Raw genomic sequence first — 23,886 nt, 5'->3', positions numbered from 1 at the left:
ATGGAATACTGGAAAACCCTCTTAAACACCGCCTTAATCGGCACCGATCGTCAGTCTCCTAATCCTCCTAAAACGGTAGGTACACTGACGACGGCCCTGGGTCAACTCAATTGGCAACAGCCTGAGCGCTCTATCTTGTCAGCAGCTGGTGCTATAGCTCTTTATCAACAGGTGGGGCAACTACCGATAACGGTAGATTGGGCATTACTAGACCCCTGTGCTGATGAAGATTTACCCTGCTGTTCTGCTCAAACCGCCAGACATTTAAATACTATCTTGGCCGAACATCCAGCCATCATGCCGGAATTGTTGAGGCTACTCACGCAGTCTCAACAGCGTGTCCCAGAACAGTTGTTGCCTAAACTCCTCCATTTTGGGCGACAACGATCAGAACTTCGTCCGCAGATTACAGCCGTTATTGGTAAGCGAGGTCAATGGTTGGCCAGCCAAAACTCAGCCTGGGAATATGGCTCAGCCCAAAGAATGACTGAGTTCCATGCAGATTCAGCCGCTTGGCGCGAGGGTAGCCGTAGTGAGCGGGCTTTATTTTTACAACAGTGGCGCGAGACAGATGCTGATGCAGCTAGAGAAGCGCTAGAAGCTGTGTGGTCCTCAGAGTTAGCCAAGGATCGAGCAGCCTTAATCTCTTCCCTGGCCTGCAATTTATCCATAGCCGATGAACCTTTTTTAGAAAAAGCACGTTGCGATCGCGCCCAAGCTGTACGCCAACAGACCGTTGGGCTACTGGTAAAACTGCCAGAGTCTCACCTATGTCAGCGCATGGCCGAACGAGTCAGTCAGTTTATATCGCTTCAAGCCAGTACTTCAGAATTAACTATCAAGGTGACTCTCCCGAAAACATTTGAACCGGTGTGGGAAGAGGATGGAATCACATCCAAAACAGTAGCTGGGCTGGGAGAAAAAGCGAGTTGGCTATATCAGATGCTCACCAGTGTATCCCTGCACCATTGGCATGGAAAACCAGCCGCCATTGCCTACGCCATTAAAGAACACCAATGGCAAGACATGCTGCTCAAAGGATGGGGCGTCGCCGCCCTACGCCAACAAAATACGACCTGGGCCAATGCCCTAGTTAAGGAGTTTGACCTGCAACAGATCGATGAACGGTTGTTGTCAGACCTGTTGACATTATTAACGATCGAGCAGCAGGAAACAGCCTTAAGGGAGAAAATACCCAGCCAAAAAGATGACATCATCCATTGGCTACATCAAGTGTCTAGATGTTCTCAGACGTGGAGTTTAGAGTTCAGTCAGCTGGTGTTAGAGAAAATTCTCACGCTAGCTAATAATAGCGATCGCAACAACTATGGATTGCATTACTTATTAAAAGAAATAGCCATTGTTCTACATCCCGATTTGACCCCAGCCATTGCTGAGCCCTTAACTCAGATGCCTGAAAACGACAGTCGGTTTTATTGGATAAAAAGCGCATTGGATGAATTCCACGAACATATGCATTTTCGATACGAAATGCATCAGGCATTTAAGCCCAGCGGTTAACCAACCCCACTTACACCCCTCCCAAGAGGGGAAAAGTCATCCTATGGCAACTCTACTCTTTACCTTCTATTCTCCACTTTTTATCTAACCCTCCCATGCCAGCAACAAAATCAACAGCTCAGTCCGCTAAGCATAAAACCTCCAAGTCAGAGACAGCAGAAACTATTCTGCGGCAACACGCAGAGGAACAGTTTGCCAATGAACTAGCAGCCCTGGCTGACGCTGATGACCGACAACGACCGCCTAATTGGCAGCTGTCGCCCTGGGCAGTGGCCACCTATCTAATGGGTGGAACGCTGGATAGCGGAGCGGAGATTTCCGCTAAGTATGTGGGCAGTCGACGGCTGATGGAGGTTGCGATCGCCACACTTGCCACCGATCGCGCTCTGCTCCTTTATGGCATTCCTGGAACTGGCAAATCCTGGGTGTCCGAACACCTAGCCGCTGCCATTGCCGGAGACTCCACCCTACTGATCCAGGGCACAGCAGGTACCAGCGAAGAAGCCATTCGCTACGGCTGGAACTACGCCCAGTTGCTAGCCAAAGGACCTTCCATGGATGCCATTGTACAAAGCCCGCTGATGAACGCCATGGCAACTGGCAAAATCACCCGCGTAGAAGAACTCACCAGGATTCCAGCAGATGTGCAAGATACATTAATTACAGTCTTATCAGAAAAGACATTGCCCATCGCTGAACTGGGGGAAGAGGTACAAGCCCAAAAAGGATTTAACGTTATTGCCACCGCCAATAATCGGGATAAAGGGGTAAATGAACTCTCCAGTGCCCTCAAACGACGCTTTAATACAGTAATTCTGCCCGTACCTAGCCAGGTAGAAGAAGAAATTCAAATCGTACAAACCCGTGTGGAAAGTCTAGGACAAGCGTTAGAGTTACCGGCTGAAACACCTGCTCTCAATGAAATTCGACGGATCGTTACCATCTTCCGAGAGCTGCGTAATGGAGTAACCGAAGATGGTAAAACTAAACTGAAGTCTCCCAGTGGCACCTTGAGCACAGCGGAGGCAATTTCTGTTGTGAATAGTGGTATGGCCTTAGCCGCTCACTTTGGCAACGGCAGCCTCGACGCTGAAGATTTAGCAGCAGGCATACAGGGCGCAGTCGTAAAAGACCCTGTACAGGATGCCGTGGTCTGGAAAGAGTATTTAGAAATCGTGGTGAAGGAGAGAGATGGATGGATGGATATTTATCGCGCTTGCCGGGAGTTGGCTTAAATCATTATGAGCATCCATATTTTTGGCATTCGTCACCACGGTCCAGGCTCTGCCAAAAGTCTTTTAAAATCACTCCACACCCTGCAACCCGACATCGTTCTCGTAGAAGGTCCCCCCGAAGGAAACGACGCTCTTGCTCTCCTTGCCCATGAGGACATGCAACCGCCTGTTGCCCTACTAATCTATGCCCCTGAACAGTCAGAACAAGCCGCCTACTATCCCTTTGCAGTGTTTTCACCTGAGTGGCAAGCTATCCAGTACGGGCTAAAGCAGAATATTCCCGTACGCTTTATGGATTTGCCCCAGACACATCAGATAGCGGAGCGGCTAGCGCAACAGCAGCCTAATGCAAAAAGTGAAGGAGAAAGAAGTGAAGAGGCAAAGAATGAAGATTCAGACAGAGCATTAGAAGCAAAGGGTCAGTCTGATGGTTCTCCCAATTCCCAAGCTCCTGTTCGATCAATTCCAGCAGACCCGTTAGCTTGGTTAGCTGAAGCAGCGGGCTACAGTGACAGCGAACGCTGGTGGGAACATATGGTGGAGCAGCGTCAGGATAATACCGAGATTTTTGAGGCAATTTTGGAAGCAATGTCGACGCTGCGGCAAGAAATTGAGCAAACCCATCCATCAGATCCTGAAAATCCACGAGATCGTCGAGAAGCACAGCGAGAAGCCTATATGCGCCGCACGATTCGTCAGGCCAAAAAAGAAGGATTTGAGACAATCGCAGTGATTTGTGGTGCCTGGCATAGTCCGGCTTTATGTGAGCCCTTACCAGCTCAAAAGCACGATAATGCCTTACTTAAAGGGCTACCCAAGCTCAAGGTAAAGGCCACCTGGATTCCCTGGACCTATGGAAGATTATCCAGCGCTACTGGCTATGGGGCTGGTATTCACTCTCCCGGTTGGTACGACCATCTTTGGCAGTCGTCCCGCCCTCAAAAAATAGCCATTGGTTGGATGACCCAGGTAGCAAGATTATTACGCCAGGAAGATATTGATGCTTCTTCTGCCAGTGTGATTGAGGCAGTACGATTGGCGGAGGCCCTGGCTGCGATGAGAGAGTCTGCGATGCCGGGTCTGGACGAACTGAATGAAGCCACCCAGACCGTACTTTGTTTTGGTGATGCAACGCCCATGCAGCTGATTCACCAAAAGCTGATTGTCAGTGAGCGGCTAGGGCGGATTCCAGCAGAAACACCCTTAATTCCGCTGCAGCAAGACCTACAGCGCTTACAAAAACGCTTGCGACTCAAACCAGAAGCCAATGAACGCCTTCTCACCCTAGATTTACGTAAAGACATAGATCTAGAACGTTCCCATCTGCTGCACCGTTTGAGTCTGCTAAATATTCCATGGGGCCAACCCCAAACCACCAGCGGTAAGGGCACCTTCAAAGAAGCCTGGCAACTACGTTGGCAACCTGAGCTCAGCCTTGCGGTAATTGAATCGGGACGTTGGGGCAACACCATCGGAGCAGCAGCCCAGACCTATGTCAAGTATCGGGTAGATATCGCCCCTGATTTGCCAGCGTTAACTAATTTGCTAGATAACGTACTGCTGGCCGCACTGCCCGATGCTGTCACCTATTTGCTGAGTCAACTGCAGGCAATGGCAGCAGTGTCCAGCGATATAGCCCACTTGATGGCAGCACTACCACCGTTGGCAAATGTGTTGCGTTATCGTGATGTGCGCCAGACAGATGGGACGATCGTGGCCCAAGTGGTAGATGGATTAGTGGCACGGATCTGCATTGGCTTACCGGGAGCCTGTGCGTCTTTAGATGATGATGCGGCAGCGGCCATGCTGAAGGCGATTAATCAGACAAATAGCGCGATTAAACTACTGCAAAATGGGCACCATGGCAGGGCATGGTCGGCAGTGTTGTTAGTGCTATGCGATCAACAATCGCTCCACGGTCTCATCGCCGGACGCTGCTGCCGCTTGCTCCTCGACGAAGGCAGCCTAGAACCAGAAAAGGCTGCTCAGCGCATGGGCCTAGCCCTTTCCCTAGCGAATGAGCCGCCACAGGCTGCCGCTTGGGTTGAAGGCTTTTTACAAGGTAGTGGCTTGTTGTTGCTCCACGACGACATCATTTGGCAAGTCCTAGATGACTGGGTGACTAGCTTAACCAATGAGCAGTTCACTGCCCTATTACCACTGTTGCGTCGCACCTTTACAGGTTTCTCACCACCTGAACGACGACAAATGGGAGAACGGGTGCGGGCTGCGGGCTGCCAACAAACTCAAGTCACTGCCGTCACAGATTTTGACACAAAGCGTGCTGAATCAACTCTGCCCCTCATCGCCCAGCTTCTAGGTCTGCAACTATAATCGCAACCCCATGGTCAGTAACTCTCAAGACACAGGTAAAACAGAACGGCTCAGACGTTGGCGATTGATCCTCGGCGGTGGAGATGCTGATGGTATCTGCAGTGCTGACGGTGAAGGAGGGCCGAACTTAGGCAGTGGTGATATGGCTATGGATCAGGCCCTCGCCGCTCTCTATGATGACAAACAAGAACGCCGAGGTGGACTAGGCGGTTCTGCCCCTAAAGTAGCCCGCTGGCTCGGGGATATTCGGCAATATTTCCCTAGCTCAGTGGTGCGGGTGATGCAGCAGGATGCGTTAGAGCGATTGAACCTGCATCAAATGCTGCTGGAGCCAGAAATGTTGTCAGCGGTTGAAGCGGATGTGCATTTGGTGGCTAACCTAATGGCGCTGAATGGAGTGATTCCAGAGAAAACTAAAGAAACAGCCCGTTTAGTGGTGCGTAAAGTTGTCGATGAGCTGATGCAGAAGTTGCAGAATCCCATGCAGCAAGCGGTAATGGGTAGCCTTAACCGCAGCCAGCGCAACAACCGTCCTCGCCATAGCGAAATCGATTGGCATCGCACCATTCGAGCTAACTTGCAACATTATCAGCCAGAGTATTCCACCATCGTTCCTGAGCGGCTCATTGGCTTTGGCCGTAAACGGTCTGCCCTCAAAAGTATTATTCTGTGCGTTGATCAAAGCGGATCGATGGCTCCTTCTGTAGTCTATGCCAGTATTTTTGCCGCTGTATTAGCATCTATTCCTGCAGTGAGAACCCAGCTAGTGGTATTTGACACAGCAGTAGTCGATTTAACCGAGTTATTGCAGGACCCGGTTGATGTTCTCTTTGGCACTCAGCTAGGTGGTGGCACAGATATCAACCAGGCCCTTTCCTACTGTCAGAGCCATGTGCGACAGCCACAGGAGACTATTTTGGTATTGATCAGTGACCTGTATGAAGGTGGCAACAATGACGCCATGATTAAGCGTGTGGCATCCTTGGTTGCATCAGGTGTTCAAATGATTACCCTCTTAGCTTTAAGCGACGAGGGTGCTCCATGTTTTGATCATCGCAATGCAGCAAAATTTGCGCGTTTAGGAGTCCCAACATTTGCCTGTACTCCTGATCAGTTCCCTGATTTAATGTCTGCGGCCATTAGTCATAGCAACATTAGCCAGTGGGCAGCCAAGGAGGATATTGTGACAGCTTGATTTATTTACAGAACGTTCTCCCAAAGAAGACAGGGGCCAAAAGTTAGGAGTCAGTAAGTTCCTTGCTACTGACTCCTGATTACGTTCGGCTAAGACTTTGACGGTGAGGATTCGATGGTGAGTTCAACCAAACCATTCATGTCGAAGTCTGATGCTCCACCTAACCAAGATTTCTCAACTTAAGTTGATACCCTCAGCATTGAAGAGAGTCTATTGTTTCAAGGACAATAACCTTTCAGGCTGTTTTGTAGTGCTAGATGTTTCTTCAGGAAGCGTCTGAATAGCTTGATCGCAAAAATGCTTTACAAACTCTTGGGCTTCAATCAGATTATTCGGATATCTAATCTGCTCCCAGATATAGCCATGGAGATTATGGATATCTTGATAGTAGAAGCCATGTTCTGCAAGGTAAGTAACGACGTCCCACAGAGCCTGGTTTGATCTGCTGGGTGAATGAAACTTAACACCCATTTGATAAGCGGTATGACCACAGTGGGGGCATAGCCGAATAAACCCTGGAAATTTACCTGGGCGTTTAAATGTGGTGTGGCAATCAAAACAAGCGAAAGGGGCGATGCCATGCATGGGAATAAGTCCTTTGCTGTCTTTAGTATGTGACCTCCTGACGTTCTTATTATGGCGCAACTATTTTGCTTAGATCATGACAAATTAATAACTTGTCAACCAAGCTAGATAGCTGCATTTTTGTCATAGCATTGTCCCCAGGCTATGGAAAGAGGTCTTGAGACTGATGCATAGTTGTCCCATTCACCTAAGCACAGCGCGTAATTAGCTTAGGATAAATTCTCTCATCTCTCAATCCGTGAATGGACGGAACATAAGGATTTCCAACAGATCCGTGTAATCTCTGATGCCTTTAGGGGAAGTCTCCTGCGCAGAATAATTACTAAATCTGTTTCAGCATTGAGTATTATAAGCATATGTCATGCATGCCAGTCATCGTCGATCTAGATAAAACAATTAAGCATTACAGAAAATGTCAGTTCACTGGAATTTTGTCGATTAAGGCTGCGACGATGGCTCCATGGCTTCTATACTTTTTAGCTGGACAAATAGTTTGGGCTAATACGCGCACCCATGCCCAACGTCGTTGGCATAGGCATCTTTTAAAGCATTGCCCAGAATTAATTAAGCAAGACTCTGGTGTGGACCTAACCTACAATGAACTAGCCAGATTAGTGATGCGGAAACAATTCAGCAGAGAGCGTTTTTCTGAGCTTGCCGCAGGCTGTATTTCAGAAATTTTATTCGATATTGTGCAGCAGGGAACTCTACATTTTCAAACATCTAGAAAGCTACTAGTGTACCAAACAAGTCCTCGAGATGCAGCCAAATTCCCATGCATTAGTCTGCAACATCTTCCAGTATGGGAACAAGCACAACAGGACTGGAAGATGTGGAAACAGGCAAACTTAATTGATATTTTGCCTAATCAAGCTCCTACGATCAAACAACCTCAAAAATTACAAGAACATACATCATCAGCCACATTTCGAGCTTTAACAGGTTTGCTTGATGGTCAACAAACACTCCGAGATTTAGAATTAAGGGTTAAACAACCTTTGACCCCTTTGACGCTATCTATCTTGCCCCACATACGCAATAATTTTATTCGCATGGTTGCCATTGATAAGCTGGATGATCAGGCGGCCTCTGCCCATGGCTCTTCCTCCGCTTATCAAACTGTCGGTGTTTCACGCCAGACTACAAATACTTCTTCCCATGAGGTTTCATTGAATTCATCGGTCAAGCCATCTGGGAATAGTCCTACGGTACTCTACATTGATGATAGCCCTGCAGATAGCCAGGCCATGGGACAAATTGTTCAAACTGCTGGGTATCGCTATGTGAATATTGCAGATCCCTTACAAGCGTTACCACAGCTTTTAGAAGTCAAACCTGAGTTAATCTTTTTAGATTTAGTCATGCCCATTGCCAATGGGTATGAACTGTGTGCTCAGATTCGGCGAATTTCTGCGTTTCGAGATATTCCGATCGTCATTGTTACCAACAATGATGGTATTTCGGATCGGGTACGTGCCAAAGTTGTAGGTGCCTCCGGTTTTATGGGGAAACCGATTAGACAGACGCGAGTATTAAAAGTACTCAAGAAATATATGCAAAACAATAAAAATACAGCACCCACTTTTCAACAACAGTCTCAGCTTTCTCCTTCAGTCTGATAGCAGAATATCTAAGATTTGATATAGAACATTTAGTTTGCAAATTCCTTTGATACGCAAATCTACCCACTAGTTTGAGAGGTTCTATGGTAACAGCTTTAATTGTAGAAGATAGTTTGACGGATAGAGAACATCTCACCCATTATCTCCAGCAGTCAGGGATAACGGTTGTAGGTGTGAAAAGTAGTGAAGAGGCCCTACTGGAGGTCCAAACTAAGTTACCTGATATGGTTTTCTTGGATATTGTTCTTCCAGGGCAAAGTGGTTTCGAATTCTGTCGCGATCTCAAGACCAACGAGCAAACGCAAAATATTCCCGTTGTCATCTGCTCAACAAAAAGTACAAAAGCTGATAAGCTTTGGGGCTCAATGTTAGGAGCTGATGCTTATTTAAGTAAACCGATTGATCAGCAACAGCTGGCGGTCACACTGCAACAAGTGATGAGTTAGGTAGAAATCCTAGATATACCTCCAGCATGAACACACTACAGTCTCCTTTGCAGGAACAACTAGCTCAAATTGATCCATTGGGATTAGACCCAATTCCTGAAGATACTCGTCAACGTTTTCTACGGTTTAAGCTTTTAGAAGAACATAGAACATTATTGTCGCTACAGGCTATTGCAGAAGTCCAGCAGTTAAAGACCTTAGACATTTTGCCCATTCCTGAAGTATCGAATTCTATGTTGGGGGTATGCAACTGGCGCGGTGAGATTCTCTGGCTTATTGATCTCAACGCATTAGTCGGCAATCGTCCCTTGTGGCATCAAGCTCCGTTGCTTGAACAAGCTATGGTTATTGTGGTGCAAAGAGCCCCAAAAACTATCGGATTAGTCGTAGAACAGGTGGATGATATAGAGCTGATTGAGCCTCAGTCAATTTGTCCGAAAACAGATCTGTGTGCCCCAACTTTGGCTCCCTATGTGACGGGCTGCCTTGCTAATCACCAAGGCGTTATTCTCGATACTGTAGCCATTATTGAGCATATGTATCAGGCCCCTCCTTAGGTAAGTATCTCTTCGCGAAACCAGCGGTCTGAGCATATCTATAGCTGCTTTAAAGCATTGTAAGTTTACTGAGTTTTCCTATGTCAAATGCTGCAAATACCCACCCAGATAAACACTCTAAAGATTTAGAGTCTAGTCTTGATCTAGATCTCTCCCTTGAGAAGGTTGACCTGATGTCTCCTGAGTTGATATTCCCTGATCAGGACCTAACTCTGGAGGAGATCACTCCAGATGAGGATGTTCTAGAACGATTGCCTGAAACGACAACACCTCTGTCCTTGGCTATGGATTCTGTACCATTTGCTCCTTGTCAGGGTAGACGGCCATTTGCGATCGCGAACACCATGGCCCAAGCCAGTAACCTGGAAAACCTTTATCAAATTACTGTTACCGAACTACGTAAACAGATTGCTGTAGACCGAGCCCTTATCTATCAATTTCAATCGGCTACTCATGGTACCGTTATTGCCGAATCCCTCACTTCTGGCTATAGTCCAGTTTTAGGGGAGCTACTAGCCGCCTTATCCTTTGGTGAAACTACTACTCAGCACTATCAACAACAGGCTGTTATCAAGATTAATAATATTGCAGAAGAAGCCATCACACCTTACCAAGCCCAACTTTTTCAACGCCTTCAGGTCCAGGCTAGTCTTGGCCTACCCCTCTTTTTAGAAAATCAGCTATGGGGCTTGTTGGTCGTTCAAACGTGTACAAGACCTCGTCAATGGACGGATTCTGAAATTGCTCTACTCTATCAAGTCGGTACTGAACTTATCCTCAAGCTTCAACCATTGCGGTTTCAATCCGAACGGCAATTGATCTTTAGTCTGAGCGATAAACTCCGTCAAGCATCCGATCAAGAAACCATCTTTCGGAGTGTCACTCGAGATGCTAGAAAGCTCCTAAATGTAGATCGCGTTGCCATTTGTCAGTTTCGTCAAGACTATAGTTTTCAATTTGTCTTCGAATCAAAAGTGGGGCAAGTAGCCTCGATGCTCGATGTTGTTTTAGCAGATAGCCATCTGCAAAAGCATGAGGGAGGAATCTTTCGGCAATCTGACCCATTTGTTGTTAGCTATGTCCAAAAGGATCCAACGCTCACTCTTTGTCATGTTGAGAATTTAACCGATTTTGACATAAAAGCCTGTGCCATTGTAGCCATTTATCAGGGACAGAAACTGTGGGGTTTGTTGGGAGCCTATCAACATAGTGGTGCTCGATATTGGGATGACAACGACGTCAAACTACTGACTCAACTTGGTAATCTTGTCGGGATTAGCCTACATCGGACAGAACTTGTGGAAGAAATGGCCAGAGCATCCACAAATCAGGAGGCCTTACCTGACATCATCAATAAAATTAGCAACACGGCCTATACTGAAAAGATTTATCAAACAGCGGTGCAAGAGGCTCGTAATCTTCTTAATGTAGAGCGCGTCTGCATTTACAAATTTCGCCCAGACTATTTTGGTGATTTTATCTATGAATCTGGTACCGGTGGGTGGCCATCATTGGTAGGAAGCGCTTGGGAAGATAGCTACGTTCAAGAGAATCATGGTGGACGATTCCGCAACACTGAGCAACCGTTTCTAGCAGATGACATCTATACCGCTGGATTAAGTGAATGTCATATTCAGACTTTAGAGCACTTTGGCGTTAAATCCTTCTTGATTGTGGCCATTAGACAGGGAGGTAAACTTTGGGGGCTATTAAGTGCCTTTCAACATAGTGGACCTCGCCATTGGCTGGAAAGTGATGTCAAAGCTTTACAAGACATCAGCCGCGAAATGGAGGCGAGTCTGAAAGGGGCTGATTATGTTGCCCAGTTGCAAGAGCAATCGGCTCAGATGACTAAAGCGGCTCAAATTGGTCGTGCAGTGTCCGATATTATTCCGCAAATCTTGCAAGCACAAGAAACTGAGCAAATCTTAAAGGTGACACAGCGAACAGCACGGCAGTTACTGAAATGCGATCGCGTCGCCTTCCATCGATTCAATCCTGACTGGAGTTCTGAACTTCTCTGTGAATCGAGTATCCATAGTCAGAGCAATGCAGATTTAAAGGAGCGTCTGCATGCAATTTGGCCAAAGCACAATTTGCAGAAAACACAAGGAGGTCCCTACCGCAATCAATCCAGCCTGGTTGTCAATAATATCTATGCCGCTGATCATGCGCCATCAGAAATTGACATGTTGGAGGAATTTGGCATTAATGCCTATATGACAGTGCCCATCTTTAAGAAAAATCAACTCTGGGGTGTGCTGAGTGCGTATCAAAATGAAAAACCACGTTCGTGGGCTGAAGCTGAAGTTAATGCCCTCAAACAAATTGGCCTACAGGTAGGGACTGCTATGCAGCAAGCAGATTACTTAAAGCGCCTGGCTCTTACAACCCAGCAGGAGCAACTGATCAGTAATATTATTGATCGTCTCCGCAAAACAACCAATTTACCTCCAACCCTGAAAACAGTAGCCCGTGACATTCGTGAAATGCTTCAGGCTGATCGAGTGGGAATGTACCAATTTGATCCAACAACTAACTATAGTGTCGGTGAGTTTGTTGTAGAAGACGTTGCTCCAGGGGTACGATCTGCGATGGCCGCCAAGATACAAGATCATTGCTTTGCTGAAGGTCAGGCAGAAAACTATCAAAAAGGCCGCTATTGGGTGGTTAATGATGTTAAAACCCTGGATCTACCCAATTGCTTAGTCGATCTACTGGCTGACCTACAGGTCCGGGCCAGCTTAGTCGTTCCCTTACTCAAAGGCGATGTGCTTTGGGGCTTATTTGCCATTCATCAATGTCAAGGGCCTCGCGAATGGCAAGACATCGAAGTAGAGTTTGTTCATCGGATTGGAACTCAGTTCAATTTAGCGCTACAGCAGGCTGATTATCTAGAACAACTACAGGAGAAAAATATTGCGTTAGAGGCAACCGCAACACGAGAAAAGCAATCCAAAGAAAAGTTACAGCAGCAGGTTATGCAACTATTGACGGACGTACGCCCAGCTTTAGAAGGCGATCTGACTGTACGTGCCCCTGTCACAGATACTGAAGTAGGCACCGTTGCCAGTGCCTACAACAATACGCTGCAAAGTCTCCAAAAAATTGTTCTAGAAGTACAACAAGCTGCTGCCCAACTTGGGCAAACCTCTCAACTTAGCGAAGCATCTGTCAGCTCCTTAAATACAGAAGCCCAACAGCAAGCAACCTCACTTGAGCGAGCGCTAATGCGGGTACAGGAGATGATGAACTTTACTGAGACCGTTGTCAATGACGCCCAGCGAGTAGAGGTTGCTGTCCAACAGGCAAATCAGACTGTACAGGTCGGTGATACAGCCATGAACCATACGGTGGACGGTATTATGGCTATTCGCTCTACGGTGGCCGATACCAACCAACGCATTAAGCAACTGAGTGAGTCATCGCAAAAAGTCTCTAAAATCGTTAGCCTGATTAGTCATTTCACCACTCAAACCCAGTTACTAGCGCTTAATGCCTCTATTGAAGCTACCAGGGCCGGTAAGTATGGGCGAGGATTTGCCGTCGTTGCTGACGAAGTACGCTCTCTTGCCCGCCAATCTGCAGAGGCAGCTACTGAAATTGAGCAACTGGTTCAGGAGATTCAAGTCAATACAGCAGAAGTGTCGACGGCAATGGAAAACGGTATTCAGCAGGTAGCTACTGGAACCAATCTGGTCAGAGACGCTCGCCAAAACCTAACAGCGATTGTAGAAGCGACCGGTCAGATCAGTGATCTAATCCAAGGAATCACTCAAACCACCCATCAGCAGGCTACTGACTTCAAAGAAGTGGCTGTCAGTGTGACTGAAGCGACCGAAATTGCTAACCAAACATCGCATAAATCAGAACAATTGACTCAGTCAATTCATCAATTACTAGCTACCGCCCAGACCCTCCAGACAAGTACAGGTAAGTTTAAGGTCAGCTAAGAGAGATTTTTGGGTTTCTGTTTTTGATTCTTGGTACCAGTCAACTTGCGGTTTTAACCAATCATGACTTCAGCTTCAGCACTTAACCAGCAGGTTCCTGCCTACTTTCTGCAAGAGGCTTCTGAACTACTACAGCAAATAGACTATGAGCTGCAAACTCTACGTCAGGGGTTTGGTGTTCAGAAAATGCACAGCTTAATGCGGGCAGCTCATACCCTAAAGGGAGCGGCGGCTAGTGTTGGGCTGGATGCCATCAAAACCACAACCCATTCTCTAGAAGATGCGTTCAAAGCATTATGTGCCCCTGATGCCAATTTGACACCAGTTGTAGAAGGACTAATTTTTGAAGCTTACGATTGCTTGCAACTTCTACTGTCAGTTCAGCTGACTAATTCTGAAATTGATGAGTCAGAAGTGCTGGACCGCATGGCCAGTGTTGTGACCCAACTGCAAGAAAACCTGGGCGATCAGTTTGGTCAGGATGGTTACCTGCCGACATCGACTGACCTGGGATTTGATATGACCCAATCCATTTTTGAAATGGGTGTGAATCAACGACTCGATGAGCTGGAAAATGCTCTTAAAAAGCCTGATTCAGAGAGTTTAAAAGCTCTTCTGCAATCCCAGGCAGACGTATTTTTTGGCTTAGCAGAGTCTTTGAATCTACCGGGATTTGGAGAAATTGCTCGGGCTACCGTAACCGCCGTAAAGAATCAACCCAATCAGGTGGTGCAGATAGCTAAGATTGCTCTCAAAGACTATCGTTCTGCTCAAACCTTAGTATTACAGGGCGATCGCAACCAAGGTGGAACGCCTAGTAGAACGCTGCAACAGTTTTCTAAACAGAATTCTTCTAAACGAAGATCTAAAAAAAGCAACCAGCATCGCCAATCCAAATCCTTCTCAACTCACCAGAAACCATCTAAAAGCTGGGTTAATGGGCTATGGACATGGTTAAGCCAGCCCATTGGCCAGACTAAATCGCTAGCCAACAATTCCTCCCAGTTGGTTAAACCTGAGTCAATAGAATCCCTAGCATTGCTAGAAAATGCCAGCCGTGATCAGATAGTCATTGTCCAGACTCCAGATACTATTTGGGATACCCCACCATTACCAGATACGGTTGCAACAGATGCTAAGCAGCTCCCATCTCCAGCAGCACAGATTCAAAATGATGTCTCTGGTTCAGAACCCAGTCTTTTGTCGCAACAGCAGGCAGAACAGTCCGAACCCATTGTGCCTGCCAATGAACTACCCCAAAACACAGCCACCCTGCGAGTATCTATCAATCATCTTGAACAGCTCAACCACACTATTGGAGAACTCTTAACTCAGCAGAGCCGTCAGGCACTGTGCAATGAGCACATGACAGCGGCTATGAAGACCCTTCTGACTTGTGTGAGTTTCCAACAGCAGCAGTTACGTAAACTTCAGCGTCAATCTGCCTACGCCTCCACAGCGCTTCAAACATTGCAACTCAAACCAGCTGAACAACAGTTTGATGCTCTAGAATTAGATCACTACAGCGAACAGCAGCTGCTGGTACAGGCGACGCTCGACACGATGGTGCAGCAGATGGAAAGTGCTGAAGCCATGGAATTATTTATCCAGCAAAATAATCAAAGCTTGGAAAAGCAACAGCGCCTGGTCAATGATCTACGTGAAACCATATTAGAGGCAAGAATGCAGCCCCTCGGAAATGTGCTGCATCGCTTCCATCAAGTTCTAGCTCGTTTAACAACACAGCACAGTAAGCTGGTCACCTTAAAGATCGAAGGCGAGGATGTTCTTGTTGATAAAGCCATTGTTGATAAGCTGTATGATCCTCTACTCCATTTAGTACGCAATGCCTTTGACCATGGTATTGAGTCACCGGAAATGCGTCAGCAGCAGGGCAAGCCTGAAACAGGAGAAATTAAACTCTCTGTTAAACAAATAGGTCGAAACCTAGTTATCAAAATTCAAGATGATGGACAGGGGCTCAATCTTGATGCCATTCGCCACAAAGCCATTGACAATCAACTCATTACAGACATAGAAGCTCAACACTTAACAGCAACCCAAATTAGCGATTTAATTTTTGAACCCGATCTATCCACTGCTAGTCACATTAACGATCTATCTGGACGTGGCGTTGGGCTAGATGTTGTTCGCACCCAAATCCAAACTCTACGGGGTACAGTTACCGTGACCCATCAGCACGGGCAAGGAACCTGCTTTACCATCAAAATCCCTGCCAATTTAACCATTGCGAAACTGTTACTCTGTCGCGCCAGGGAACGATTATACGCGCTGATGACAGATACTATCGAACAAATTTTAATCCCCCGCGCTGAGCAGTTAAAAACTCGGAATAACAGAAAAGTGCTCAGTCTCCAGATTGAGGAGAAAGACCAGTTAATTTTAGTTGTCCCACTATCGGAAGCCCTTACCTATAATGGTTTACTCCCAATCCCCCAGCAGCCAGACATTAATAAAACCTCAGGCATCTTACCAGTTATTTTGATCCGATACAAAAATCGTTTAGTAGGTCTAGAAATAGACCATCTGATTGGAGAACAAGAGTTGGTCATTCGCTCTTTAGGCACCCTTGCAACAATGCCCAGCTATATTTATGGCTGTAGCATTCTTCCAGATGGTCACCTTAGCTTAGTGATAGATGGCTCTACGCTCATACTAAAAGTTCTCCAGAACTTTTCTCAACATGCAATCAAAACAAGCAACAGTAAAGGAGAACAAATAGCACCTCGAAAATCCCATGTTACTAAGCAAACTATCCTGATTATTGATGACTCGATTACGGTTCGTAATACCCTTACGAAAGCTCTACAAAACGCTGGCTATTGGGTCTTGCAGGCCAAAGAGGGTAACGAAGCTCTACAAAAGCTCCAGCACACTGATGTGGCCGCTATTTTATGTGACCTAGAAATGCCTGGCATGAATGGTTTTGAGTTTTTAAAGGCTCGGCAACATACGCCTAAAATTGCTTCAGTGCCTACCATCATGCTAACGTCACGTACCGGGATGAAACATCGGCAACTGGCCCAAGAATTAGGTGCCACTGGCTATCTCACAAAACCATATATAACACCACAGTTATTGACAACACTAACCAATGTTTTGGAGCAACAGCTAGAGAAGAATTATGGGTAAAAATACGTCGAAAATCATAAAACTTGTCACCTTTGAAGTTGCCGATTATTGGTTTGCCTTACCAATGAAGGCGATCTTAAAGATATTGAACTGTCCATCATCCAATGAAGGTGGCATCATTCCGCTCGGAATTGTGCAACTGGGTCCCCATACAATCCAATTGTTGGATTTACATAGCGTATTTTGCCTAGATGCCTATGCCACATCACCACGCAAAGCTCAGTTTTTAGTAGTATTACGGGGTATTCAAAATAAGCTTTGGGGGATTGCCTTAGAGTCACCTCCAGATTTGGTCGAATTGCCTATTAGCGAATTTCAAGCCGTATCTACAGACAGACGCTTGACGCCTAAAAAGCAGTGGATCAGTCACATAGCTATGCTTTCTGAACAGGAAAGGAATCATACTCTGTTATTTTTAGATCTAAAAGCCGTGTTTCAACAAAAACTAGCCAACTCTTAAGAAAACAGTTAGCTCCATCTTCTCCTTTAGGATTCATTGAATGACGATCCAGAGGCATCAATACCAAGTTCTTTTTTGCTCTTTTTTAGATCCTTCCACAGCTTCCTAATCTGCAAGTAAGCCTCCATCGAAGTTAGCTTACCACCGGTTTCCAGGGCACAAATAATATCAACACGTTGCGAGAATTCTTGCAGGTTCGCATTAAAAGCCAACCGTTGTGGAGAAAACTTGCCATAATAACGACTGCGAGGATATAAGAAATCATCTATTTCATGCTGTTTATATGATTCAGAATTATTCATCTTAGGATTCTTAATAACTACACTTTAGGGGGCTAGCAAACACCTAAACTCCTTAGGTATGAACTAACATTTCGGAACTGTCGGCATGCTATTCAGATATAATTGCCGTACGTGATATTACGCAGTGAGTAAAGTAAGGAGTTTCCTCGTTACGTCGTCGTTGTCTATAGAGCCCAAAGTTAACAATTTAACCAACAATCTGTCGATAACGAAAAATTGACATTCCTGCTTATTGGAAGCTGATTACTATCACAGTCAGAAAAAATAAGGAAACTCAACTCCTTGCGTTTCGTAACATAATGTGACAGCCCTTCTAAGGGAAAAACGTTTTACTGGTCACAGTATTATATATACGTATAGACGGTTGAGTATAAAAATAGCCTCAGTTCCTTAGTGAACTGAGGCTAAGAGTAAAATCTACACTAGTTTTTCGGTCGACGGCTTCTGCTTTATCAGCCTTGTTCTATAGAACAGGAGACCTAAAACAGGTCTTGGTCAGTCACTGCCCCCTGGCTGCTAGATGAAACTAATGTGGCATATTTTGCTAGCACACCTCGCTTGTAGAGAGGTTCGGGCGCTGTCCACTGCTCCCGTCGCTTAGCAAGTTCTTCATCAGAAACATTTAACTGCAACAGTAGTTTCTCGGCATCAATGGTAATGGAATCGCCTTCTTCTACCAGACCGATGGTGCCACCAACTGCCGCCTCAGGCGCAACGTGGCCAACAACCATACCATAGGTACCACCTGAGAAACGACCATCGGTAATCAAACCAACCGAGTCTCCCAGGCCAGCACCAATGATGGCTGAGGTGGGTGCTAACATTTCTCGCATACCTGGCCCTCCCTTAGGACCTTCATAGCGCACAACAATCACATCGCCTGCTTTGATTTTGCCTGCCAAAATCGCATCTAGACAATCTTCTTCAGACTCAAATACCCGCGCAGGACCAGTGATAGTAAACTTTTTGATACCGGTAAGTTTGGCCACCGCACCTTCCGTGGCAAGGTTGCCCTTTAGAATCCCCAGGTGACCATGGGCATAGAGGGGTTGGTTAAAGGGACGAATCACATCCTGGTCAGGGCTGGGCTGTTCGGGCACATCCGCTAGCACTTCTTCAATGGTTTGGCCGCTGACGGTAAGGGCATCACCGTGGAGCAACCCTTGTTTGAGTAACATTTTCATGACTAGGGGAATACCGCCTGCCTTGTGTAGGTCAGTGGCCACATAACGCCCGGAGGGTTTAAGGTCACAGAAAACAGGAACGCGATTACGGATGACCTCAAAGTCATCAAGGGTGAGCTCAACACCCATGGTGTTGGCAATGGCCAACAGGTGCAAGACAGAATTAGTAGAACCACCTACCGCCATAATTACAGAGATGGCATTTTCAAACGCTTTGCGGGTCAGAAGCTGGCTGGGTAAAATCTGATTGCGGATGGCATCTACCAGTACATAGGCCGATTTTTCAGTACTGTCGGCTTTCTCTGCATCTTCGGCTGCCATGGTGGAAGAATAGGGCAGGCTCAGGCCCATGGCTTCGATGGCGGATGACATGGTGTTAGCGGTGTACATACCGCCACAGGAACCAGCACCAGGGCAAGCGTTTTTCTCAACGGCCATCAGGCGCTCTTCGTCGATCGTACCGGCGCTGTACTGACCAACTGCTTCAAAGGCACTGACTACGGTGAGGTCTTCGCCGTCGAGGTGGCCGGGTTTGATGGTACCGCCATAGACAAAAACGGCGGGGATATTCATGCGTGCGATCGCAATTATTGCTCCTGGCATATTCTTATCGCAGCCACCAATAGCCAATACACCATCCATACTCTGACCGGTGCAAGCGGTCTCAATAGAATCAGCAATCACATCACGGGAAACCAGAGAATACTTCATCCCCTTGGTACCCATGGAAATACCATCACTGATGGTGATAGTGCCAAACATTTGCGGCATTGCCCCAGCATCCCGCAGAGCTGCTTCACCCCGCAGAGCCAGAGTATTAATCCCCATATTACAAGGGGTAATTGTGCTATAGCCATTAGCTATTCCAACAATGGGCTTATCAAAATCATCATCTCCAAAGCCCACGGCCCTCAGCATGGCACGGTTGGGTGAACGCTGTACCCCTTGGGTAACGACGCGGCTTTTACGGTTGTCGGCCATGGTTAATTCCTTAGCGATCCATACAGACCCTAATTGTTACAGATTAGGGCAGGAGACAAATTATGCTACGGCGGCTAAAAAATATTTTCATTGCCCTTTACGATTGAGCCATCAATGGATCTATATCAACATCCGTCACACAGGGCTCTAATAAATAAGTAATCATGGGTCCTTTACCTTTGATGACGATTGGACCACGCTGATGAAACTCATAGCGTTCATCCAACTTCTGTAGACGTTGATAGGTAGCCTCGCTAATTTGAATGCCATTGGGCACACCGTGGGATTCCATGCGACTCGCTGTATTCACCGTATCGCCCCAAAGATCATAGGCAAACTTCTTTAGGCCAATCACACCAGCCACCACTGGACCGGTATGAATCCCGATACGTAAGGCAATATCTTGACCGGTTTCAGCATTAAAGTCCGCCAATGCTGTTTGCATTTCTATGGCCATGGCAGCAACAGCTGCTGCGTGGTCAGCCTGGGGTTGTGGCAACCCTGCTGCCACCATGTAGGCATCACCAATGGTTTTGATCTTTTCTAAACCATGGTTCTCGGCTAACTGATCAAAGCGAGAGAATACTTGGTTGAGTAGATCAACAATGTTGGCTGCTGGCTGGGTCTCGGTAAGCTGGGTGAAGTTAACAATATCTGCGAATAATACTGTTACCTCAGAAAAACTTTCAGCGATAATATCTGGCCCCTGTTTCAATTTCTCAGCCACTGTTCGAGGCAAAATATTCAGCAACAGTCGCTCAGACTTTTCTTGGGCCTCCAACAGCTCACGATTAGTGGCAAAATTTTCCCGTGATAGTTTTTCATAAAAGTAAACCGAGCAGTTGCAGATACAGCAGATCCAAAACGTGTTGAGCAACAGGCTAGCAGCAGGCAAACCAGGGGTTACCACCTGTAACCCTAAAAGGGTATTGACACCAAAGTAGTAAACAATTACCCCCAGCTGAGAGATTAGATGGAGGGGCCAACCCACTGGCACTAGAGTAGCTTGAGTAATAAAGGAGAGTGCCCAACTAAAAAGATCAGGCTCGGCAATGGGGGTGTTGCTAGCTAAACCAGTGTAGGTTTCATGGAACCGATGCAACAGACTAATGGACCATGATGCCAGCAAAAAAACACCAATAATGCGACGAGGTCGATAGATATTTTTGCGAATTAGCCATAGGCAGAAGAACAACAACCCCATCCGTATTAGATTCGTGATGATCCAAAGCAGTACAAAGGGATCGTGCCCCTCAGTAACGTACGTCAGGGTGTCTAAGGGCAAAAATGTGACAAAATAAAACAGGCCAAACAGAATACCCAACCGCAACCGCCGCTGCATAAATTGATGACGCCAATGGGCATAGGATGCAAATTCGTGGATGGGCTTTATTCGGGAAAAACCAAACATGGTAGAACAGCCCAGAAGCTGGGTGCTGTTGAGTTAAAGAACAATCAAGCTGACAATCTACAGGCACGGTAATTGTGGCACATAGATTCAAACCATATGTCTGCTGATTCCTCAGACCATGTCATTTCTTCACACCCATTCGCCAGACGTCTGTAACTTTGTCGCATATCGCAGAATTTGCCAAATTTGTAGCAAAATACTCGCCCCCAGAACAATGTTCTGGGGGCGAGTATCTAAGAACTTAGAGTCGTGGTCTGAATCTATGCGGCAACTTTCATTTTGCCAGCTGTACCCATAGCCATCAGCATGTGATACGTGATCAACAACTGAGTCAGAGCTAGGGGATAGCTCTGTAGAGTTTCACCAGTGGTGCCAACAATCTTACCGACTTCCTGGTTGCCCTCCAGACTACAGAACTGCCCCAGATAAGGAACATCGCTACAAAGAATGCGCTCAAGCTGCTGCACCTGGTCAGGGGTAGCATGACCATCAATAGATAGCACGTCTACGGGCTTACCCATATCACGCTCTAGACCCAGACGAATGGCTTTACCTAAATCACTGTCTAATATATCGGTAAAATCGGGGTGCGGGATCGTGGGACGCAACACCAAGTTTACGTTGAGCAGTAGATCGTTAGCCTGCTCTTCAGGCGCATCTGGTGGATAGAAAGTAACAATTACATCAGCCCACTTACGCTGGGGACGGATGAAAGCCTCAGAGTCAGGCTCGCGTGCAGCTAGTGCAGCTAATACGGCAGCCTCATCATAGCCACGCTTGCGGGTATCACGCTTGATTTTCCACTTGGTGCGTAGGTCTTCGGGGGGCGCAAGGTAAACCTTTACGTCATAGGCGTCGCGAGCAATCTTACTGGAGTAACCCAGCAAGCCTTCAACGATAACAAACTTCTTGGGCTCAATGTACTCAGGAGCATCAAACTCACCAGTAGTGTGGTTATAGATGGGCTTAAGTATAGGTCGGCCTTGGCGTAGTAGCTCTAGATGCTGTTCAATGATGTCAACGTAATTGCAATCGGGGTGAAGTGCAGAGATCCCCATTTCCTTACGCTGTTTACGGTCGTAACGATGGTAGTCATCGGTACAGATGGTCGTCACATCATGCTCACCGAGTACCTGGGCGATCCCACGGGTTAAGGTAGTTTTACCAGCGGCACTGTCTCCGACAATACCGAGGATAATTGGGCGCTCTGCCATGGACGTATCTCCTGCTTCTTTAGACTTTCTTAAACTCAGTCGTTAGTTTTATCTTATGCACCAACGGTACTGGGCTCAAGATTTTGTGTCAGAGAATACGGCTTGCAAACACCAGAAACCATTGAGTAAAAATACTCATAATCATTGAGAATGAAAGCATACAAAGGTCACTACGAGACTTAAAGTATGTAAAAAAAATTTAGATTTCATAACCTAAATAGGGTTTAGTCCGTAATGCAGTCTAGTCCGTGACAAAGGACACTTTCAGGCGATTACGTCCACGCTTAGTCGCCAAAGCTAGAAATTCTTCCGCTTTGCTAAGTAGCAATTGCTCACTTTCGGTCGGATGGTCAGGGTCAGTGACCACGCCACCGATATTGACGTCGATATTAGTCTGCGCACCATCCTGCAGGGTTATCGGTGCATCGGTCAGGGCTAATCTAAGATTTTCTGCATATTTCGTAACGGCTTTAACATCTAAACCAGTGAGGCTACAGGTAAATTGCCCTTGGTTATTGCTAAACAGCCAGGAATCTACCGTCAGGTTTTGCTGTAGCACCTGAGCGATCGCATTCCATAGGGCCTGATCTTGTTTGAGGTCGCTAGGCTCAGGTTGCTTACGCTGGGGCTGAATCAGCAGTAGCCCTACGGATTGAAACTGATGATGAAGCGGCTGCATTTTCATTCGCTGGAGTAGGGCTCGAATGACACGCGAAACCACCGCATCACTAACTAAACCAGTGGTGTGATCCAACAGATCCAGGGATTCCAAAAGGTGGTGATAGCTCTGGCGTAGATTTGCGTTTTTACGCGCTTGATTGTTGACTTCTTGCTGCTTAGCTAAAAGCTGATCTTCTAAGCTATGGGCCTGTCTTTTCCCACGGGAAATGCGCCATTCTCGCTTGAGAAATGCCGGAATGGTGACTAACAGTCCGAAAAGAACGCCCAAGCCTGATGCCAGCAACAGAGCAGTGGCCAGGTGCTGCTGCTCTAGTTGCCAGATAAAAAAGTTGATGTCGATCAGCTGGTCATTTTGCAGGGCGAATGCGATCGCAAAAAACGCCACTACCAGAGCAAAAATAAGAAATAGCGCCATAGCAGAGGTAACCAGTAGTAGGAGTTGACCCAAGCCTAGTGAAACCGAGCATGCGTCCACATCCACCAAAATTGAGAATTTCTTCAATTTTCACACCCGGTGGTGGGTTGTTCCAGTCCCTGCAAAATCAAGATAGTTGCATCAAAATCATAGGTAATGTGTTGCACGAGGACATCTGCGATGGCTGAGTTAACTGGTCCCTGGCTAGGGTCTTACTGGCAGGCAAACTCCCCCACCCGGTTTGAAGCCACCTTTGTCCAAGCGAACAATAGTATTAGTGGTCGCATTGTGGATGATGGGCCCTTAGGTGAAGCCCAGGTACACGGACAAATCACTGGCCGCTATGTGACGTTCACAAAAAAATATTTCAACACTCCCAGTTACGCTATCCAATACACCGGAACAGTGTCAGAGGATGGTGATCATATCAATGGCCACTGGCGACTCGATTCTAAGCATAGTGGCGAATGGGAAGCCCACCGCAGCGATAACGATCTCAGTAAAGAACTACGTGCAATATTGTCCAAAAACGCACCAGAATTGGCAACTACCCCAAATTAATTACCCTCCTGTAGGGTCGTTGCATGCAACGACCCTACAGGGGATAGATAGTTTCTAGACAAAATCGTTATTTGTG

The 23,886-nt window shown here is 46.7% G+C and carries 17 protein-coding genes; 11 read left to right on the top strand and 6 right to left on the bottom strand.

Going from position 1 to position 23,886, the window contains the following annotated elements:
* The 4 genes from SPB21_RS30255 (at position 1) to SPB21_RS30240 (ending at position 6,285) form a co-directional block, all read left to right on the top strand.
* Positions 1-1,521, top strand: coding sequence for a DUF5691 domain-containing protein (locus SPB21_RS30255; protein WP_499868625.1), 1,521 nt, complete (start codon positions 1-3; stop codon positions 1,519-1,521).
* Positions 1,522-1,616: 95 nt separating this feature from the next.
* Positions 1,617-2,756, top strand: coding sequence for an ATP-binding protein (locus SPB21_RS30250; RefSeq protein ID WP_499868624.1), 1,140 nt, complete (start codon positions 1,617-1,619; stop codon positions 2,754-2,756).
* A 6-nt stretch (positions 2,757-2,762) separates the two neighbouring features.
* Entirely contained in the window at positions 2,763-5,090 is a 2,328-nt protein-coding gene (locus SPB21_RS30245; RefSeq protein ID WP_499868623.1) for a DUF5682 family protein, read from the top strand.
* A gap of 10 nt (positions 5,091-5,100) precedes the next feature.
* On the top strand, positions 5,101-6,285 hold the full coding sequence (locus SPB21_RS30240; RefSeq protein ID WP_499868622.1) for a VWA domain-containing protein: 1,185 nt from the start codon (positions 5,101-5,103) through the stop codon (positions 6,283-6,285).
* A 210-nt stretch (positions 6,286-6,495) separates the two neighbouring features.
* Here SPB21_RS30240 and SPB21_RS30235 read toward each other — a convergent pair whose 3' ends face one another.
* Complete coding sequence (locus tag SPB21_RS30235; protein WP_163702779.1) at positions 6,496-6,870, bottom strand: zinc ribbon-containing protein; 375 nt, start codon at positions 6,868-6,870, stop codon at positions 6,496-6,498.
* A 452-nt stretch (positions 6,871-7,322) separates the two neighbouring features.
* On the opposite strand from SPB21_RS30235, the gene SPB21_RS30230 reads away from it, so the two are divergent.
* The 6 genes from SPB21_RS30230 to SPB21_RS30205 all read left to right on the top strand — a co-directional run bounded on the left by SPB21_RS30230 (position 7,323) and on the right by SPB21_RS30205 (position 17,061).
* The gene (locus SPB21_RS30230) at positions 7,323-8,489 is read left to right on the top strand and encodes a response regulator (protein WP_250565990.1); all 1,167 of its coding nucleotides are present in this window, start codon (positions 7,323-7,325) and stop codon (positions 8,487-8,489) included.
* Positions 8,490-8,575: 86 nt separating this feature from the next.
* On the top strand, positions 8,576-8,938 hold the full coding sequence (locus tag SPB21_RS30225) for a response regulator transcription factor (protein WP_006517848.1): 363 nt from the start codon (positions 8,576-8,578) through the stop codon (positions 8,936-8,938).
* 26 nt (positions 8,939-8,964) lie between these two features.
* Positions 8,965-9,495, top strand: a complete 531-nt coding sequence (locus SPB21_RS30220) for a chemotaxis protein CheW (RefSeq protein ID WP_163667026.1) — start codon at positions 8,965-8,967, stop codon at positions 9,493-9,495.
* 80 nt (positions 9,496-9,575) lie between these two features.
* Entirely contained in the window at positions 9,576-13,448 is a 3,873-nt protein-coding gene (locus SPB21_RS30215) for a GAF domain-containing protein (protein ID WP_499868620.1), read from the top strand.
* A 63-nt stretch (positions 13,449-13,511) separates the two neighbouring features.
* Positions 13,512-16,601 (top strand): hybrid sensor histidine kinase/response regulator, encoded by a 3,090-nt coding sequence (locus SPB21_RS30210; RefSeq protein WP_499868619.1) that lies wholly within the window; start codon positions 13,512-13,514, stop codon positions 16,599-16,601.
* A complete protein-coding gene (locus SPB21_RS30205) occupies positions 16,594-17,061 on the top strand; it encodes a chemotaxis protein CheW (protein ID WP_163702782.1) in 468 nt (155 codons plus the stop codon). The genes SPB21_RS30210 and SPB21_RS30205 overlap by 8 nt, the downstream gene beginning before the upstream one ends.
* Before the next feature lie 26 nt (positions 17,062-17,087).
* On the opposite strand, the gene SPB21_RS30200 is transcribed toward SPB21_RS30205, so the two are convergent.
* The 5 genes from SPB21_RS30200 to SPB21_RS30180 all read right to left on the bottom strand — a co-directional run bounded on the left by SPB21_RS30200 (position 17,088) and on the right by SPB21_RS30180 (position 23,249).
* Positions 17,088-17,363, bottom strand: a complete 276-nt coding sequence (locus SPB21_RS30200; RefSeq protein ID WP_163667034.1) for a DUF7219 family protein — start codon at positions 17,361-17,363, stop codon at positions 17,088-17,090.
* A 479-nt stretch (positions 17,364-17,842) separates the two neighbouring features.
* Positions 17,843-19,528: a dihydroxy-acid dehydratase gene (gene ilvD / locus SPB21_RS30195; RefSeq protein ID WP_163667036.1), complete on the bottom strand. Its 1,686-nt coding sequence runs from the start codon at positions 19,526-19,528 to the stop codon at positions 17,843-17,845.
* 97 nt (positions 19,529-19,625) lie between these two features.
* On the bottom strand, positions 19,626-20,939 hold the full coding sequence (locus SPB21_RS30190; RefSeq protein ID WP_163667038.1) for an adenylate/guanylate cyclase domain-containing protein: 1,314 nt from the start codon (positions 20,937-20,939) through the stop codon (positions 19,626-19,628).
* 260 nt (positions 20,940-21,199) lie between these two features.
* Entirely contained in the window at positions 21,200-22,153 is a 954-nt protein-coding gene (locus SPB21_RS30185; protein WP_163667040.1) for a phosphoribulokinase, read from the bottom strand.
* A gap of 241 nt (positions 22,154-22,394) precedes the next feature.
* The gene (locus SPB21_RS30180) at positions 22,395-23,249 is read right to left on the bottom strand and encodes a lipopolysaccharide assembly protein LapA domain-containing protein (protein ID WP_163667042.1); all 855 of its coding nucleotides are present in this window, start codon (positions 23,247-23,249) and stop codon (positions 22,395-22,397) included.
* Positions 23,250-23,429: 180 nt separating this feature from the next.
* Between SPB21_RS30180 and SPB21_RS30175 the strand changes: the two genes are divergently transcribed.
* The gene (locus SPB21_RS30175; protein ID WP_163667045.1) at positions 23,430-23,810 is read left to right on the top strand and encodes a hypothetical protein; all 381 of its coding nucleotides are present in this window, start codon (positions 23,430-23,432) and stop codon (positions 23,808-23,810) included.
* Positions 23,811-23,886 lie beyond the last annotated feature (76 nt).

Origin of the sequence: Leptothoe sp. ISB3NOV94-8A, assembly GCF_043421595.1 — a bacterium.
GTDB classification, from domain to species: Bacteria; Cyanobacteriota; Cyanobacteriia; order Phormidesmidales; family Phormidesmidaceae; genus Leptothoe; species Leptothoe turfae.
Note: the sequence above shows the minus strand (reverse complement) of the source record. Positions and strands in the feature narration are given on the sequence as shown.